This window comes from Streptosporangium sp. NPDC000563, assembly GCF_040299985.1.
In the GTDB taxonomy this organism is placed as follows: Bacteria; Actinomycetota; Actinomycetes; order Streptosporangiales; family Streptosporangiaceae; genus Streptosporangium.
Map to the genome: position 1 here is coordinate 84,672 of NZ_JBEPDA010000010.1, position 16,056 is coordinate 100,727.

Annotated in this window: 10 protein-coding genes; 9 read left to right on the top strand and 1 reads right to left on the bottom strand. The window is 71.2% G+C overall.

The window, feature by feature from the left end; all coding sequences use genetic code 11:
- Positions 1-68: 68 nt before the first annotated feature.
- From ABT352_RS23045 to ABT352_RS23055, 3 genes are read left to right on the top strand one after another with little or no spacing between them, the layout of a single operon-like run.
- Positions 69-1,574: a hypothetical protein gene (locus ABT352_RS23045; RefSeq protein ID WP_350946955.1), complete on the top strand. Its 1,506-nt coding sequence runs from the start codon at positions 69-71 to the stop codon at positions 1,572-1,574.
- Positions 1,574-4,687 (top strand): phage minor head protein, encoded by a 3,114-nt coding sequence (locus tag ABT352_RS23050; protein ID WP_350946956.1) that lies wholly within the window; start codon positions 1,574-1,576, stop codon positions 4,685-4,687. Before ABT352_RS23045 ends, ABT352_RS23050 begins: the two co-directional genes overlap by 1 nt.
- The gene (locus ABT352_RS23055; protein WP_350946957.1) at positions 4,687-4,881 is read left to right on the top strand and encodes a hypothetical protein; all 195 of its coding nucleotides are present in this window, start codon (positions 4,687-4,689) and stop codon (positions 4,879-4,881) included. The genes ABT352_RS23050 and ABT352_RS23055 overlap by 1 nt, the downstream gene beginning before the upstream one ends.
- Positions 4,882-4,952: 71 nt before the next feature.
- Here the strand turns inward: ABT352_RS23055 and ABT352_RS23060 are convergent, their stop codons facing one another.
- A complete protein-coding gene (locus ABT352_RS23060; protein ID WP_350946958.1) occupies positions 4,953-5,327 on the bottom strand; it encodes a hypothetical protein in 375 nt (124 codons plus the stop codon).
- Positions 5,328-5,456: 129 nt separating this feature from the next.
- On the opposite strand from ABT352_RS23060, the gene ABT352_RS23065 reads away from it, so the two are divergent.
- The 6 genes from ABT352_RS23065 (at position 5,457) to ABT352_RS23090 (ending at position 16,028) form a co-directional block, all read left to right on the top strand.
- The gene (locus ABT352_RS23065; RefSeq protein ID WP_350946959.1) at positions 5,457-5,762 is read left to right on the top strand and encodes a hypothetical protein; all 306 of its coding nucleotides are present in this window, start codon (positions 5,457-5,459) and stop codon (positions 5,760-5,762) included.
- A 145-nt stretch (positions 5,763-5,907) separates the two neighbouring features.
- Positions 5,908-7,539, top strand: coding sequence for a major capsid protein (locus tag ABT352_RS23070; RefSeq protein WP_350946960.1), 1,632 nt, complete (start codon positions 5,908-5,910; stop codon positions 7,537-7,539).
- Between the two features lie 88 nt (positions 7,540-7,627).
- Positions 7,628-8,467 carry a hypothetical protein gene (locus ABT352_RS23075; RefSeq protein ID WP_350946961.1) on the top strand — a complete coding sequence of 280 codons (840 nt, stop codon included), beginning with the start codon at positions 7,628-7,630 and terminating at the stop codon, positions 8,465-8,467.
- A gap of 10 nt (positions 8,468-8,477) precedes the next feature.
- The gene (locus ABT352_RS23080) at positions 8,478-8,876 is read left to right on the top strand and encodes a hypothetical protein (protein ID WP_350946962.1); all 399 of its coding nucleotides are present in this window, start codon (positions 8,478-8,480) and stop codon (positions 8,874-8,876) included.
- Between the two features lies 1 nt (position 8,877).
- Positions 8,878-13,131, top strand: a complete 4,254-nt coding sequence (locus ABT352_RS23085) for an RHS repeat domain-containing protein (RefSeq protein WP_350946963.1) — start codon at positions 8,878-8,880, stop codon at positions 13,129-13,131.
- Positions 13,131-16,028, top strand: coding sequence for a hypothetical protein (locus ABT352_RS23090; protein ID WP_350946964.1), 2,898 nt, complete (start codon positions 13,131-13,133; stop codon positions 16,026-16,028). The genes ABT352_RS23085 and ABT352_RS23090 overlap by 1 nt, the downstream gene beginning before the upstream one ends.
- Positions 16,029-16,056: the final 28 nt, after the last annotated feature.

A 16,056-nucleotide genomic window follows, 5' to 3' on the forward strand; every position in this document is an offset into this window, starting at 1 on the left:
GAGGGCCGGGCACCTGCGTCTGCTCAGGGGGCCTGTGACGTGACCAGCTACCAGCCCGGCGGCCCAGCGTGAAGGTGGCGCGGGAACTCGTCGCGGCCGCCCAGCGGTGGACGCAACGCCGGTTCAGGGCCGCCCAACCCGACCAGTCGTGGCAGCACCGGGCGTGGAGTTACTACGACACCACGCCGGAGGTGCGGTTCGCGTCGAAGTGGATCGGCAACGCCATGGGCAAAGGCCGCCTGTTCGCCGGTGTCCGCGACGACGACGGCACCGTCAAACCGCTGCCTGACAGCCACCGGGCGTCCGAGCTGGTCGCGTCCATCGCCGGCGGCCCGGCCGGGCAGTCGCAGCTGCTGGCCGCGTTCGGACCGCACCTTGTGGTCGCCGGCGAAGGGTGGATCATCATCCGCCCCACCGAGGACGCCCGCACCGGGCAGCGCACGGGTGAGGACTGGAGGGTCCTGTCGGTGCTGGAGGTGACGTCGAAAGGCCAGGACCTGGAGGCGGAGATCGACGGCGAGCCGGTGCCGATTCCGCCGCACGACCCGTCTAAACCCGCTGACCCGCTGGCGCCGGCCGCGATCCGCGTGTGGGATCCGCATCCGCGCCGGCACATCGAAGCGGACTCACCGATCCGGTCGTCGCTGGGCCTGCTGGAAGAACTACGGCTGCTGAACGCGGCCGTCGCGTCGATCGCCCGTTCCCGGCTGACGGGGCGCGGCGTGCTGCTGGTGCCGCACGGCACCCGGTTCCCGTCCAAGCCGGGTGTGCTGGACGGCGAAGAAGACGACCTGATCGACGTGTTCATGCAGGTCGCTGAAACCGCGTACAAGGATCCCGAGAGTGCGGCGGCCGCGGTGCCGATCATTCTGGAGGTGCCGGCCGACGCGATCGGCAAGATCGAACGGGTGACGTTTGAGTCGGACTTCGACGACCTGGCGGCGAAGCTCCGCGAGGAAACCATCCGCCGATTCGCCACCGGATTGGACACGCCTGCGGAAATTCTGCTCGGCACCGGCGAGGTCAATCACTGGAGTGGCTGGCAACTTAAGGAGGAAGCGATCACTTTGGCGGTGGAGCCGCGCCTGGGCACCCTCGCTGACGCGCTGACCACGCAGTGGCTGCGACCCACTCTGGAAGACGAGAGCCACCCAGACGCTGAGCAGGCGCTGGTCTGGTACGAAACCAGTTTGCTGCGGATCCGCGCGAACCGGCCGCAGACCGCGCTGGAGGTGCACGACCGCGGGGTCATCTCTGATCAGGCGCTGCGTCGGGAGACGGGGTTCGACGACGACGACGCACCCACCTTGGAGGAGAAGCAGGCTCGCGCCGCCCGCGACGCCCGCGACGAGTCGATCGGGCGGGAGCCGGGGCTGCCGGTCGACGAGACCGAGAACATGCCGGACACACTGCCCGCTGCCGCAGCCGTGCACGACCCGGCGGGGACTCTCGCCCACATGGACGGCAGGGGGCGCGACCTGGTCGAGCAGATGAAGCGCCGGCACGGCTTGAACGACGATGAGCTACGGGATGTGCTGTATGGCCTGGTGCTGCTGCACTCCAAGGAGACGTGATGGCCGGGCGTGATCCGCGGGCCGGGCAGCGTGATCAGGTGGCGCGGGCTTTGGCCGGGCTGGAACCCATGGTGGGGCGCGCTGTGCGGGCAGCGTTGGATCGGGTCGCCGCCCAGTACGCGGCCTCCCTGCGAGCATCCACCGCCGTAGGGGATCTGGTGGCTCAGGGGGAGCCGGTTGATGACGCTGACGCGCGCCGCGTCTCGGAGTTGTGGGCTGCGGCGCTCCTCGTGATCGTGCTGGCGTTGCTGACCGTGTTCGGTGCCGCCCTGGTGGCGGCGCGGCGGGCGCTCGGCGTGCCCGACCAGCAGCCCAGCACCCCGCCGCCTGATCCTTCGCTGGTGAAGGCCGGCGAACCGGACCGGCCTGCTGACATCCCAGACCTGGTCGACCTGTATATGAACCGGCCGCTGGAGTTGCCCGACGTGGTTCGTGACTACCTGCTCGCCGCGGAGAACCGGCTGCGTGACGTCGGCGACAGCCTGTGGCGGGCGGCCCGGCAGTCCCTCGCGGACGGGGTCGCCGCCGGCGACACCATGGACGGGTTGCGGGCTCGGCTGCAGGCCACGTTCCGGGAAGGCGGAGCCCAGCTGGGGGAGGCCCGCGCCGCCCGTATCGCCCGTACGGAAACGCTGGCCGCGTGGAACTGGGCGGCGTTGCATGTCGCCCGCTCCCAGCCGTCCGGGTCGCGGCCGCTGTTCAAAAGCTGGCTGGCGACGCTGGACCTGCGCACCCGCGACGCGCATTTCCGCGCTGACGGGCAGGTGGTGCCGTTGGACGGGGTGTTTCGTGTGGGCGGCGAGTTCCTCGACTTCCCCGGCGACCCGATCGCTTCACCAGGCAACACGGTGAACTGCCGGTGTGCGATGACGTTCCATTCCGAGGAGTCGTCCGAGCCGCCGCCTGACACCGGCCGGCAGGGGCTGTCAGACCAGGAAATCAACGATGTCGTCAACGCGTTCGAAAAGCGAGGGGTTGTGAGGGACATTAGTGCCGCTTCGGGCGGCCCGTACACCGGGGCGATGGTGGCGTTGGTGCCGTCGCAAGCCGACATCGACCGGCTGTTGGTCGACGACGGCGAACTCGCCGACGACCTGCACCTGACGCTGCTGTTCCTCGGCGACGGCGACGACGTTGACGCCGAAACCCGGCAGGAGATCGTGGACCGGCTGCGGGGGTGTGTCGCGGAGCTGCGCGACGTCGACGGTGTGCCGCTGCCCGTGCAGGGCGACGGGTTCGCGCTCAGCGCGTTCAACCCGGGTGGCTCCGAGCCGGACACGGCGCTTGTGCTCGGCGTCGGCGGCGAACACCTCGCACAGGTGAAAAACGCGGTGACGTACTGCGTCGGCGACGTGTACGCGTTCCCGGCCCAGCACACCCCGTGGGTGGCGCACGTCACACTCACCTACAGCGACGACCTGGCCCAGCTTGCCGGGCTGGTCGACCGGACCGGGCCGATCACGTTTGATCGGCTGCGCGTCGTGTTCAACGGCGACATCACCGACATTCCACTCGCGGCTTCTGAAGGAGACGCCATGCCTGACCAGGACCTTTCCGCTGCCACGCAGCCGCCCCGCCGCTGGTCCACGCCGGGCGAGACGGCGCTCGCGTTCGAAGACGAGGAGACGGGGGACGGCCGGATTTTCGCGCCGCGCGCCCTGTACTGGGACGGCGAGTCGTGGCCGCTGCAGTACGCCGACGAAATGCGCGGCGGCCACCAGGGCGCTGTCCTCGCCGGGGAGATTCAGCAGATCAACCGGGTAGGTGGCCGTATCACCGGAGGCGGCGTCCTGTACCCGGACCGGGGCGCGGGGCAGGCGGCGATCGACCTGCTGGAGCAGCAGGCGCCGCTGGGGGTGTCCGTCGACTTGGACGACGTCGACATGGAGCTCGTCGACCGGCGCCGCCGCGAAGAGCACCCCGATGAGGACGAGGTGGTTTTGCTGGCGTCCCTGAAGGAGGCGTCGGTCACGCAGCTGCCGGGCGGCGCCTGGTCGGTGCGAGCCACCCAGGTGGTGGAGTGGACGACCGGCGAGCAGGGCGCGATGAGCGGCGACGGGTTGCGGGCGGCGCTCACCGCAGCGGGCATCGCCGCGGCCGCCGGCGACGGCGACGACAAGCCGGGCGAAGTGCTGTTCTCCGAGCAGGCCGGTGACTTCGTCATGCGCATCACGAAGGCGCGGGTACGCGGCGCCACCCTGGTGGCCATGCCCGCGTTCGCGCAGGCGTGCATCACCCTCGACCCAGTCGGCGCGCCCGCGCCGGGCCTGGCCGCCTCCGGCGACTGCGAGGAGTGCGACAGCAGCAGCGAACTCGAGGTGATGGACCCGCTGACCGCGTCCGCGTGGCACGAGCTGCAAGCCCTGCCCGCTCTGCCCGCCGCGTGGTTCCACGAGCCGACGCTGAAGGAGCTGCCGCCGGACTCGGGTGGCGTCCACTACGCCGACGGCCGGATCTACGGGTGGGTGGCGCAGGCCGGTGTGCCGCACGAAGGGTTCCCCGGCCGCCGGTTGACGATCGAGAGCCTCGGCGACATCGACCTGACGGGTTTCCTGCGCGCCAGGATGAACCTGGACGACGGCACAACGGTGAAGGTCGGCGCGTTCACGATGAACGTCGGCCACCACCGGGACGGCGCCGAATGCGAGACCGCCGCCTGCCAGTTCGACGACTCACGCACCGTCGCCGGGGTGATCACCGTGGGGATGAACGAGCGCGGCATGTGGTTCAGCGGTGCGGCCGCGCCCTGGCTCAGCGACTGGGACCGCACGGTGTTCACCGCCTGCCAGCCGAGCTACCACATGCGGCAGGAGCAGTCCGGGCGATGGGCGCTGCGGGCGGTCCTGTCGGTGCCGGTCCCCGGGCATCCGTCCCGGCTGGCCGCGTCCGCGGTCATCGGCCGAGCGAACCTGGCGCTGACCGCGGCCGCCGCCCCCGCCCTGGCGGTCCCGGCGGTTCCGGTTGTCGATTACGAGCAGTTGGCTGTCGCTGTGGTCGACGAGATGGAACGCCGGCAAGCGGCCCGCGCTGAAATCGAGGCGTTGGCTGCCGGGCTGGCGCCGATCCGCGCGCAGATCGCACAAGCGCTCGCCGCTGAGATCAAGGCGGCGTGATGGCGTGCACGCCGTGCGCGGCCCGCGCCGCCAACCGGCCTGTGTGGCAGGTGAAGGACGCCTCCGGCCGGGTCGTGTACGAAAGCACGTCCCGGCCGGCCGCGGACGGGGTCGCCAGCCGCTACCCAGGCGGCGAGGTCACCGCGAAGCAGGCACCGCAGGAGTCCGGCGGTTCCGCCGCCCCGAACAGATGACCGGCTGCGACTGCGGTATGCGGAACGGGAGGCACAGCGGCGCCGACCTGCGAAGCGTGTGAGATCTGCTGTTACCGCCCCCCGGGGTGGCCCGTCCGGTAGATCGGCCCCTCGTTGATCGGGATGGTTTCGACGAGGGTTGTGCCTTTGTGCTGGGTGAAGATGACGGCGAACTCTCCTTGGCAGGAGTCGCACCAGCCGGTGAGGGCGATGCGGTGGCGGCGCCCTTCACCGAGGCTGCCCACCGGGGCAACCATCGCGAACAGGGCGTCGACCTCGCCGGTTCTCGCGTCGACGTGGACGTTGGTGAATTCCCCGCCTTCCTTCCGGGCGGCGACGTAGACGTGGTTGAGATGCGGGCCAAGGGATCCACCGCAGCGGGGGCAGGCCATGACGTCCTCGTCGGTGTACGTCAGCCGGCCTGTCTCGGGGGGAGGAGAAGCCATGACGGCGACGGTACCCAGCGCGGAAGACTTTTACCCGAACCGGCCGGCCAGGGCTTGGTGCACGCTTCCGCCCGGCGGATTTCGGGCTGTGAACCCCGGCGGGTAGGCGGTCGGCGTACCGTAACCGAGGTGACGGACAACGAAAACGGTCATTGCGGTAGCGAGGCGGCTGAGGCGGCTGGGGTGGCTTTGTTGCTCAGCGCCTACGAACGCTGGTCTGGTCTCCCGCCCGTTGATGTTCGGGTGAGCCGCCGGGACGCGTACGTGGTGATGGGCGGCCTGCAGCTGCTGCTGCGCCACCCCGATCTGGGGGATTCGATGAAAAGCGTTTTCGAACAGGTCGGCCGGGACATTCAGCACCTCATCTGCGATGACGTCGAGCTGTACGCCCTGGCCGAGGCGGGGTGGAACCCGGTGTACGACGTGGCGGAATAACCGCGGCCCCGGGGGTGTGCCGGGCGGGTCGGCGAAACGCGGCCACCCCTGAAGGGGTAGACGCCCGAAAGGCCAGGTTGCGGGTACGCTACCGGCAATAGCCGCTGGTCGTGGGCCGGGCTCTCCGAAATCTTTGGGAGAGACCGTGGAGCGGTTCGAGCTGCCCGACGACATCACTGCCCTGGACGACGCCGAACTGTCAGAGCTCCTTGCGGGTGCTGTCGCCGCGTTCGACGCGCTGTCCACGAGTGACCGGGTGTCAGCTGACGACCTGGCCGAGTTGCGCCGCCTGTCGGCTGCGGTGAACAACATTCGCAGCGAGATGCAGTCTCGCCTGGAGGCGGCTGAGGCTGCCGCCGCCGAGATCGACCAGCTGGCAGCCCAGGTGCGTGGCACCCCGGGCGACGAGCCGGTGGAGGCCGCCGCAGAGGGCGGGGAGACGGCCGCCGTTGAGGAGCCCGCCGCTCCCGTGGAGGAGCCGGTGACCGCGTCGTCCGCCGTGGTGCAGCGCCGCCCGGCACTGGACCTGTCCGGGGTGCGGCGCCGCATGCCGTCGGTGCTGCCGCCTCCTCCTCCGCCCGGCCCGGAAATCACCGCGTCCGTCGACGTGCCCGGCTACCAGCCGGGGCAGCCGCTGGACATGGACGGCGTCACCGAGGGCATCATCCGCCGCGCCAACGCGTTGAAGACCGCGGGCGGCGGCGTCGGTTTGACCGCTTCCTACCGGCTGCCGTTCAACCGCGAGCTGATCGTCAACGATTCGTCGTCGGGTACCGAGGGCACCCGGGCGGTGCTTCTTGCCTCCGACCAGTCCCGCCTGCCGGGCACTGACCTGGTCGCCTCGGGCGGCTGGTGCGCGCCCAGCGAAACGGTGTACGACCTGGCGAGCATCGCCTGCCCGGAGATGCTGTGGGACCTGCCGGAGATCCAGCTGGCGCGCGGCGGGCTGAGGTACTTCCCCATCCCCAGCCTCGACGTCGCGAGCATGACGTTCGTACACACCGAGGCCGACGACATCGCCGGGTCGACGAAACCCTGCTTCAAGATCCCGTGCCCGGATCCGATCGAGGTCCGGTGTGACGCGATCGGCGTCTGCCTGGAGTCGGGCATCCTCACCCAACGGCACTTCCCTGAGCTGGTCGCCTGGTACCAGCGCAACGTGATGGTCGCCCACGAGCTGCGGATCCGCCAGCACCTGTTCGAGCAGGCCCTGGCGCAGGCCACCCCGGTCGCTATCGCCCCGACTTTCGGCGCCCTATCGGCGGTGTATGCCGCGATCGCTTTGCAGGCCGCCGACATGGTGGAACGGCACAGCCTGTGCGACAGCATCAACATCGAGGTGACGCTGCCGTGGTGGTCGCGCAGCCTGATGCTGGCCGACCTGGCACGGCAGAACGGCCGCCGCCTGGACGAAGTGCGGGTGCAGGAGCTCGTCGACCTGTTCGCCACGCTGGGTGTGCGTATCCAGTGGGCGCGAGGCCTCGGCCCGGCGGTCCCGACTGACATCGGCGGCAACACCCCCGCCGTCGACTGGCCCGCCCAGCTGCAGTTCCTCATCTACGTGGCCGGGTCGCTGCAGGCCGGCCGAGGCGGGGAAATCAGCCTGGGCGTCATCCATGACAGCACAAAGTTCCAGGTCAACGACTACACGGCCCTATTTAGTGAGGAATGTGTCGCTTTGATCAATCGTGGGCCGGACCTGCGTCTGGTCACGATGCCGATCTGCCCGAACGGCGCCACCGCCGCGCAGATCACCGCCGCCTGCCCGATCGCCTGATCTCACCCCGGCCGGATCGTCCCGGGCGCGAGGCGGACCCTCCCCCGCGCCCAGGCACCGCACGAACCCCTCGTGAGGAGGTGGGAGCATGCCGCACCCCGGCATGCGGCGCCGTGTCCAGGCCATCCCGGGCACGCCGATGCCGAACGGCCTGCTCGGCGGCTGCACGACCATCCTCGACGTTGAGGACCCGCACGAGCTGCTCGGCGTCGACTGGATCAGCCTGTCGTGCAAGGAGGCGCACCCGACCGACTGGTGCCCGACCGACGACGCCGGCAACCCGCTGCCGGCACCCGGCCCGAAAACGTTCGAAAGGCCCGACAGTGAAACCGCCGGCCCGGTCACCATCTACGCCGGGGCGGTGTGCTCGGCGCCGGGATTTTCGTACGCGGAGGCGGAACAGCATGCCCGCGCCGGCCTGTCCCAAGGCGAGGGCCGCGCCCTGGAGGAGTGGTTTTGGCGCGACGTGCTCGCCCCGAAGGCGGTGGACCGCACCCCGGCGGCCGGACCCGTGTCGGTCACGCAGGGCATCGCGATCCTGGAGGGGTGGCTGGCCGCCGACTACGGCGGCGTCGGCGTCATCCACGTCCCGGCCGGCGCGGCCGCGCTGCTCGGCCGATTCAGCCAGCTGATGGTGCAAGGCTCCCGGCTGCGCACCTGGTTGGGCAACTGCGTGGTGCTCGGCGCCGGCTACGCCGTCAACACCGGCCCGGATGGGACACCCGCACCGGCGGGGCAGGCGTGGTTGTACGCGTCCGGCCCGGTGGTGGTGCGGCGCGGCCCCGTTGACGTCATCCCCGGCCAGGCGCCCGCCTCGGTGAACATCCGCAACAACGACCGGCTGGTGCTCGCGGAGAGGACGTTCGTCCCCTCGACGACGTGCGCCGTCGAAGCCGTGCTGGTCGACCTGTGCCTGTGCTGCCCCTGAGGGAGACCGCGTGATCAGAATCTGGCCCCGTCGAGACCTCCGTCAGGCTTTCGCGGCGTGGGCGGTGCAGCAACGACCGAAGGTCCGCACCACCTCACCGGTCGAGTTCGCCGTCCCCGACGCTCTCATCCCAGCCATCCCTGAGCACCTCCTCGCCGGTGCCTGGCTGGATGGCCAGCTGTACGTGGCACCTGCCCCCGACGCGCGAGCTACGCGAGGGGCCGCCGACCAGGGGCAGGTGCCGCCCTCATCTGCCGCCCAGGACACCGGCGAGCAGGAGGAGCAGCCACCGCCGGCCAGCGGCGAGCCTGCCTCTCAGCCTGCGGCCGTGCAGGAAGACCAGCCCGCCGGCTCGGTGTCGGCTTCAGCCAGGCGGCGAGGCCGCGGCAAGAGCGAGAAGGGGCGATGACATGCCGGTCGAGCCGCAACCGTGCCCGCCCGGGGGCGGCGACTCTGACGCGCCACCGTCGTGCTGTGCCCCGGCGATCGCCACGCAGGCGTTGTGCCTGCCCGACGGCACACCCATCCTGCTGGTCGTCCGCTCGGGCTGCGTCGAGTGCGGCACCACCCCCGCCGACCCGCAGGCCACCGGCTGGATCAACCCCCAAACGGGCGTTTTCACGCCAGGGGGTTCGCCGGCGGAGGCGGGGCCATGCGACAGCGGGTGCGCAACCGTCACCACCGTCCAGCTGTGCGACCTGCTCCCAGACGGCGACTGCCAGACGTTCCTGCGGCACCTGGTCCGGGACTGTGACGGCACGGTCACCAGCTCGGTGGACACCACCCTGGACGGGGTCACCCCGTACACGGTGACCGGCACGGCGGGGAACTGCGCCGCGTGCTCGGCCGGATGCGTCGAAACGATCTGCGTGCAGCGATGCGACGACACCGACGGCGACGGCCAAGCCGACACCACCTACAGCGAGCTGTGGTGCGTCCACGCCGACGGCAGCGCCGAACTGGTGCTGACCTACCAGGCAGATCCGTCCACCCCGTACGCCCCGATCGCGCCGGTGGAATGCGTCTACGGCTGCCCCGAGACCGAGACGGTGACCCTGTGCGACGCATCCGGGCCGTTCCTGCGGCGCTACACCTTCCTCACCGGCCAAGCCTCGTACGAGGACGTCGCGCTCGACGGGCAGACCCCGCACGTGGTCACCGGCGCCGTGGGCCTGTGCCCGGCCGTCTCGGACTGCGAGGCACCCACCACGCCCGCGGCCACGCTCGGCCTGTGCCTCGCCGACGGGACGCCGATCGCAGTCCTGGTCACCCGAGACTGCGACGGCACGGTCACCCAGGACGGCTGGCTCAACCTCACCACCGGCACCTACAGCGCAGGGGACCCGCCGGCCGGGACGATGGCGTGCGGCAACCCCCGCAGCATCACCACCGCCGGCACGTTCTGCGACGTAGACCCGGTCACTGGGGACGTCCTCGGCCTGGTCCTCGTGGAGTACACGTACGGGTCGGACGGCGCGGTGGCCGCGGTGCGCCTGGTGGACGCCACCACCGGCCAGACCTACACCCCGCAGGGCGAGGTGACCACCTGCCCGGCCGGGGTCGCCCAGCCGGAGCGGGACCTGGTGCAGCTCTGCGACACCGCCGACGACGGCACCGTCACCGCGTTCCTCCGGGACTACGCCCGCGACGAGAACGGGCAGATCACCGGCCACACGGACTACCTCCTCGACGGCACCCCGTACACCCCGACCGGGGCCGTCGGCCGCTGCGTCGACCAGTGCCACGACTGCGAGACCGTCGTCCTGTGCGACACCGACGCCAGCCCACCGGCCACCATCGCCGGGACAGCGGCGTCGGGGACGCTCCCGAACGGGGTCACCTACGCGGTCACCGCCCCGAACGCCTTCCCGCCGACCAGGCAGGGCGACGGCGCGGCCTGGTGGGGCACGGCGCTCTTCCCCAACCCGGTCGTCCCCACCACCGTGTGGACATTCGATCGGCCCGTGAACGTCAAGTTCAGCGTCATCATGAACTGGTCGCCCGCTACCGGCGCCGGAGAGAACCAAGTCCAGTTGCCGGCCGGGGCGGTCCCGGTCAGCCTGCCCGCCGGGTACACCTACGACTGGGCCACCAGCATCCTGCGCGCGGACAACTCCCTCACCGCCTGCACCGTCACGACCCCGACCCGCGCGGCGAGCGCCCGTTTCCGCCTGACCGGGGTGACCTCCTTCTCGGCGCGGTATCTGGGCACCCGGGCCGTGAACGTCGACTGCCGGGTGTTCGGACACTGGGTGTTCGGCGCCCTCGACGTCTCCCTCGGTGCCGAGTTCGCGCGCACGGTATGCCGGGACTGCGCCGGGGACGTCGTCAGCACCACGGACACCCTCCTGGACGGCTCTACGCCGTACACCCCGACCGGGCTCGTGGGCGTCTGCCAGCCTGCCCCCGAGGAGACGGCCGGGCCGGTCGAGCCGGACACCGAGGTCGTCCAGCTGTGCGACACCGCCCCGGACGGCGCCAGCACGCCGTTCCTTCGCGCCCTCACCTTCCCGGCCGGCGGCGGCACGCCCACGGTCGCCGACACCGCGCTGGACGGGGTGACGCCGTACACCCCGGCCGGGACGGTCGGTGTCTGCCAGCCCACGGAGCCCGAGCCCGAACCGTGCCGCAACACCTCCACGCTGCTGGTCTGCGACCTGCCGACCGGCGGCACGCCCACGCCGACCGTCACCGGCACCGACCCGAACGCGTACGTCGGGGGCCCGCCGACCGTCCCGGTGCCCGGTGGGGTGCCGGCCCTGTGGGGTGGGGGCAGCGTCACCATCGGGCCGGACCCGGCGCCGGGCCCGCACCCGGCGGGCGTGGTGCGGACCGTGGCGGCGACCGTGCAGGCGGCCCGCCCGGACTGTGACACCGGCACCGCGCACGTGACGCTGTCCGTGGACGTCGCCCAGCTCGGCCCGACGGCCGCGTGCGGCCCCACCGGCTGGCTGATGCTGTTCAACGGCACCACGCAGGTCACCCATCACGCGCCGCCGAACAATGCCCCGGTCGGCTGGGCGGGCACGCTGACGGTCGAGGCGGACGTGCCCGCCGCCGACCTGGCGGCGGGCCAGATCGCCGCGGTGCTGGGTTTCGACACCTACGACTCCTGCGACGGCGTCACCGCCCGGCAGACGTCGTGGCAGCTCTCCGCGTTCACGGCCGAGACGACCTACGACCAGACTGGATGCGCCACCCAGGTCCTGGCGAACGTCGTCACCGACTGCGAGTCCGGCACCGTCGAGTCGGTCACGTACACCACGATGGACGGCACCCCCTACATGCCGACCGGCAGCATCGGCCAGTGCACGGCGGCTGGCGGCGGCGAGTGCTGCCCGTCCCCGGAGCCGTGCGGGGATACCGAGGTCGTACAGCTCTGTGACCTGACCTACGACCCGCAGGCCCCGGTCCCGACCCCGGCGAGCGCCTTCACGCTGACCGGAAACGTGGTGGCCGCCAATGGGGGCACGACGCTGTGGTTTGCCCAGGCCAACCAGGTGGCCAACGGCGTGGCTGAGCTGACCGTGGGCGGGCTGCTTCCGGCCGTGCTGTACGAGTTCAGTTTCGCGTCCGCATGGATCGGTGCGGGAGCTCCTGACCCGGCCAGCAACAACGCGGTCTATCGGCTGGACGTCCTCGACGGCGCGACGGTGCTCGCCACGAGGACCCGGAACGTCTCCAACGGGTCCAACGTGTTCCCGGGCGGCGTGCTGACCGAAGACCTGCCGCCGCTCGCCTTCATCGCCCCCGCCACGGGCGCGGTCACGATCCGTTTCACCGACCAGACGACCGGCGGCCCGGTCAACGACCGGGACCTGTTCCTGATGCCGCTGGAGGTGCGGACGGCGGCGCTGACCCTCACGCGCACGCCGTTCCTGCGGCGCTTCACCTTCGACTGCGACGGCGGCCTCACCTCGACCCAGGATCTCGGCCTGGACAGCGTCACGCCGTACACGCTGCAAGGGGTAGAGGGCGGCTGCGGAGGTGACGGCGGCGGAGGCGCCGCGCCCGGCCCGGACACGGAAGTCATCCGACTCTGCGACGTCGCTTCGGACGGCTCGTCCACGCCGTTCTTGCGGCAGCTCACCTATGAGCCAGGCGCGGATACCCCGACCGTCGTGGACACCGCCCTGGACGCCCTCACCCCGTACGCTCCGGCCGGCCAGGTGGGCGACTGCGGCGGATGCCCTCAGCATCTGCTGGAGGAGTGCCGCTGGGACGACACCGACGGCGACGGCCTGGGCGACGTCACGTATGTGGAGCTTCTCCAGGTTGACGGCTGTTCTGGCGCCATCTCCAGCCTGGGGACGTACACCGACGACTTGACGGCGCCCTACACGCCGGTCGCGCCGACCACCGAGTGCCCGGTTAAGGGTGCTCCTCCCGTGACCGGGGTCCAGGCCCGCCGGGTGGAGCTCGCCGCTGGCGCCTCGTGGGACGCCTCCGTGGTGCCGCGCCTGCAGTCGGTCACGGCGGTCGCTCACGGCGGCAGCGGCGTTGTTGTCACCGCTGATGGGGCGAGCACCTTGCACGCGGGCGAGGCGGCCACGTGGAGCGTCGGCCGTAACGCGGATGTCCTTCTCGCTGGACCGCTCACTATCTCGGCGGGCGCGGGCGCGGGCACCGTCACCGTTACCTGGACGCAAGGAGTCACCCTGTAATGGCTGGTTGCTGCGGGCAAGGGCCCGTCATCGTTTCCGGGGCGGCGGCGACGCCGCGCCTCGACGTCGAGGGCAGCGTCCTGTGCGACGTGCTGTCCGACGGGAGTGTTGCTGGGCAGGCGCTGGTCGAGGCCGTCTACGACACGAACACCGGCGAGCGGGTCGGCACGCGGGTCGTGGACCCGGCGACCGGCGCCGCCTACACGCCGGCCGGCACGCTGGGGCCGTGCCCGCAGACGGCGGACTGCTCCTCGCCGACCACGCCGGTCGCCAGCGTGGGCCTGTGCCTGGCCGACGGGACGCCGATCGCCGTCACCGTGCAGCGGGATTGCGACGGCGTGGTGACCAGCGAAGGGTGGATCAACCTCGTCACCGGCGCCTGGTCGGCGGGCTCCCTGCCGGCTGGGACGGTCGCCTGCGGCGACTCCCGCACCATCACCGTGAGCGGCACGTTCTGCGACGTGGACGAGGCGACCGGCGACGTCCTCGGCCTGGTCCTCGTCGAGTACACCTACGACGAGGACGGCGCGATCTCCGCCGTCCGCCTGGTCGACGCCGTCACGGGTGGCACCTACACCCCGGCCGGCACTGTCACTGTCTGCCCGGCCGGGGTCGAGCAGCCCGAGCGCGACCTGGTGCAACTGTGCGACATCGCCACGGACGGCGCGGTCACGCCGTTTGTGCGGGACTTCGCCCGGGACGAGAACGGCGCGATCGCCGGCCACTCGGACTACGACCTCGACGGTGCCCCGTACACGCCCGTGGGGGACGTCGGCACCTGCGCCGGTAGCAGCAGCGCCGAGGAGTGCCGCAACTCCAGCACGCTCCTCGTCTGCGACGTCCCCGCCGCCTCCTCGACCGATATCCCGACGACGATCGTGGACGGGGTGGTGGCCGACGTCGGGCAGACGCAGTTTCAGAACCATCCCGGCCCGTACACAGCGTTGTGGTCGGGCGGCGCGTTTATCTACCCGGCCGGGCCGGGCCCGGTGCAGGAGCACCTGGGCGCCACCGGGCAGATCACGGCCGACATGGCAGGTTGTGACGGCGCCTCGGGCACGCTGACGATCTCCGTGCGCGTCAGGAACAACGGGCCGGACACAGGCCAGGCGTGGGATGGCGCGCTGAGGCTCTTCCGGGGCACGACGGCCATTGCCACGCACAACGCGCTGGAGTGGGCTCCGGTCGGCTGGCAGGGGACGCTCACCGTCTCCGCGCCCGTCACGGCGGCCGACATCGCCGCCGGCGACATCCGCGTGGCGCTCATCCTGGAGACGTACCACCTCGGCCCCAAATCGTGGGCGGCCGACCAGTTCACGGCCACGCTGGAGCTGGAGGGCTGCGAGGTCACGAGCAGCACCCAGTTCCTGCGGACCCTGGTCACGGACTGCGCAAGTGGTGAAGTCGTCGAGACTGTGGACACGACCCTCGACGGGCAGCCGTACACGGTCACCGGCGAGGTCGGCCAGTGCACCCCGGCGAGCACCGTCGACGAGTGCCGGGACTGCGAGCAGACCGTCCTGTGTGACGTCACGGAGGACGGCACGCATGCCTTCCTCCGCACCGTGTGCCGGGACTGCACCGGAGCCGTCATCAGCGTCCTGGACACGGAGCTGGACGGGGCCAGCCCGTACGCGCCGGTCGGGACCGTGGGGAGCTGCGGCCCGGACGGCTGCCCGACGACCAGCGTCCAGACGATCCGGCTGTGCGACCTGGACCCGACCGTGGAGCCGGACGAGGAGGGGCGGCGCTGCGCCGTGCCCTTCCTGCGCCACCTCGCCTACGACTGCGCCGGCGCCCTGCTGGGCTTCCACGACACCGGCCTGGACGGGACGACCCCGTACGCGCCTGTCCAGGTCGTGGACTGCCAGTGCGAGACCGGTGAGGGCCTGACGTCCACGATCGAGGTCCCGTGGCGGGTCGTGAGCCTCGCGGAGGATCCGGCCGGTGTGGCACGGCAGGACTTCATCTACACCGTGGCCCCGGAGACCGACCCATCACGGGTCGGCACCATCCGCGTGCACGTCTCCACGCCGGCCGGCGGAGCCTGCGGCGCCTACGACATCAACAACCTGGTGTTCTCCAACACGGCGGCGTACACGCTCACCCTGGACGCCGTGGCGCAGGAGATGAGCTACCTCCGCGTCGACCTGCTCGACTTCGACGCCTTCGAACCGGTCGCGATCAACACGACCTACCCGCTCCCGACCCGCCTGGGAGGCACCGCTGGGTGGAACGCGGCCCACACCAGGATCGTGCCCTCTGAGAACAACGGCACCGGCTACCTGTACTGGGACAACCCGCCAGCGACGGTGGGGTGGAGCGTCATCAACCAGGGCGGCGGCACCTCGTGCTCGGCGCTCTCGTTCCAAGGCATGACCGTAGAGCCGGGTGGCTGCTGCGGCGGCGACACGAGCAGTTCGTGCACCAAGCAGGTCATCGAGCGGTGCGGGTGCTCGGACGAGGACGGGGACGGCGTCGGTGACGTCATGTACACCGAGCTGTGGGCCATCGACCCGTGCGGTACGGACGCGCCGGTCCTCCTCGGCACCTACGAGGACGGCGACCTCACCAAGCCATTCACGCCGGTCGCGCCGGTGGAGTGCACCGCAGAGGAGGACGCCACGTCGACGCCGCTCAGCACCGGCGTACGGTCTGTGACGGGCACCGCGGTGCAGAGCCTGGCCGGGAGCTTCCCCGGCCTGCAGAGCGTCAGCCTGACCGTCCTCGCGGGCGTCGTGAACGCGACCATGACGGACGGTGCCGCAGTGCCGATCCCGGCCGGGGTCACCATGACGTGGTCCGTCGCCAAGGATGAGGACAGCGCCCTGGCGGCGGCCTCCTTCGCCGGCGCGGCGGCTGGCGCACAGTACCTCCTGAACTACACGTTCCGCTGACCTGCCCCGGGGCCGCCGTCCGCACCCT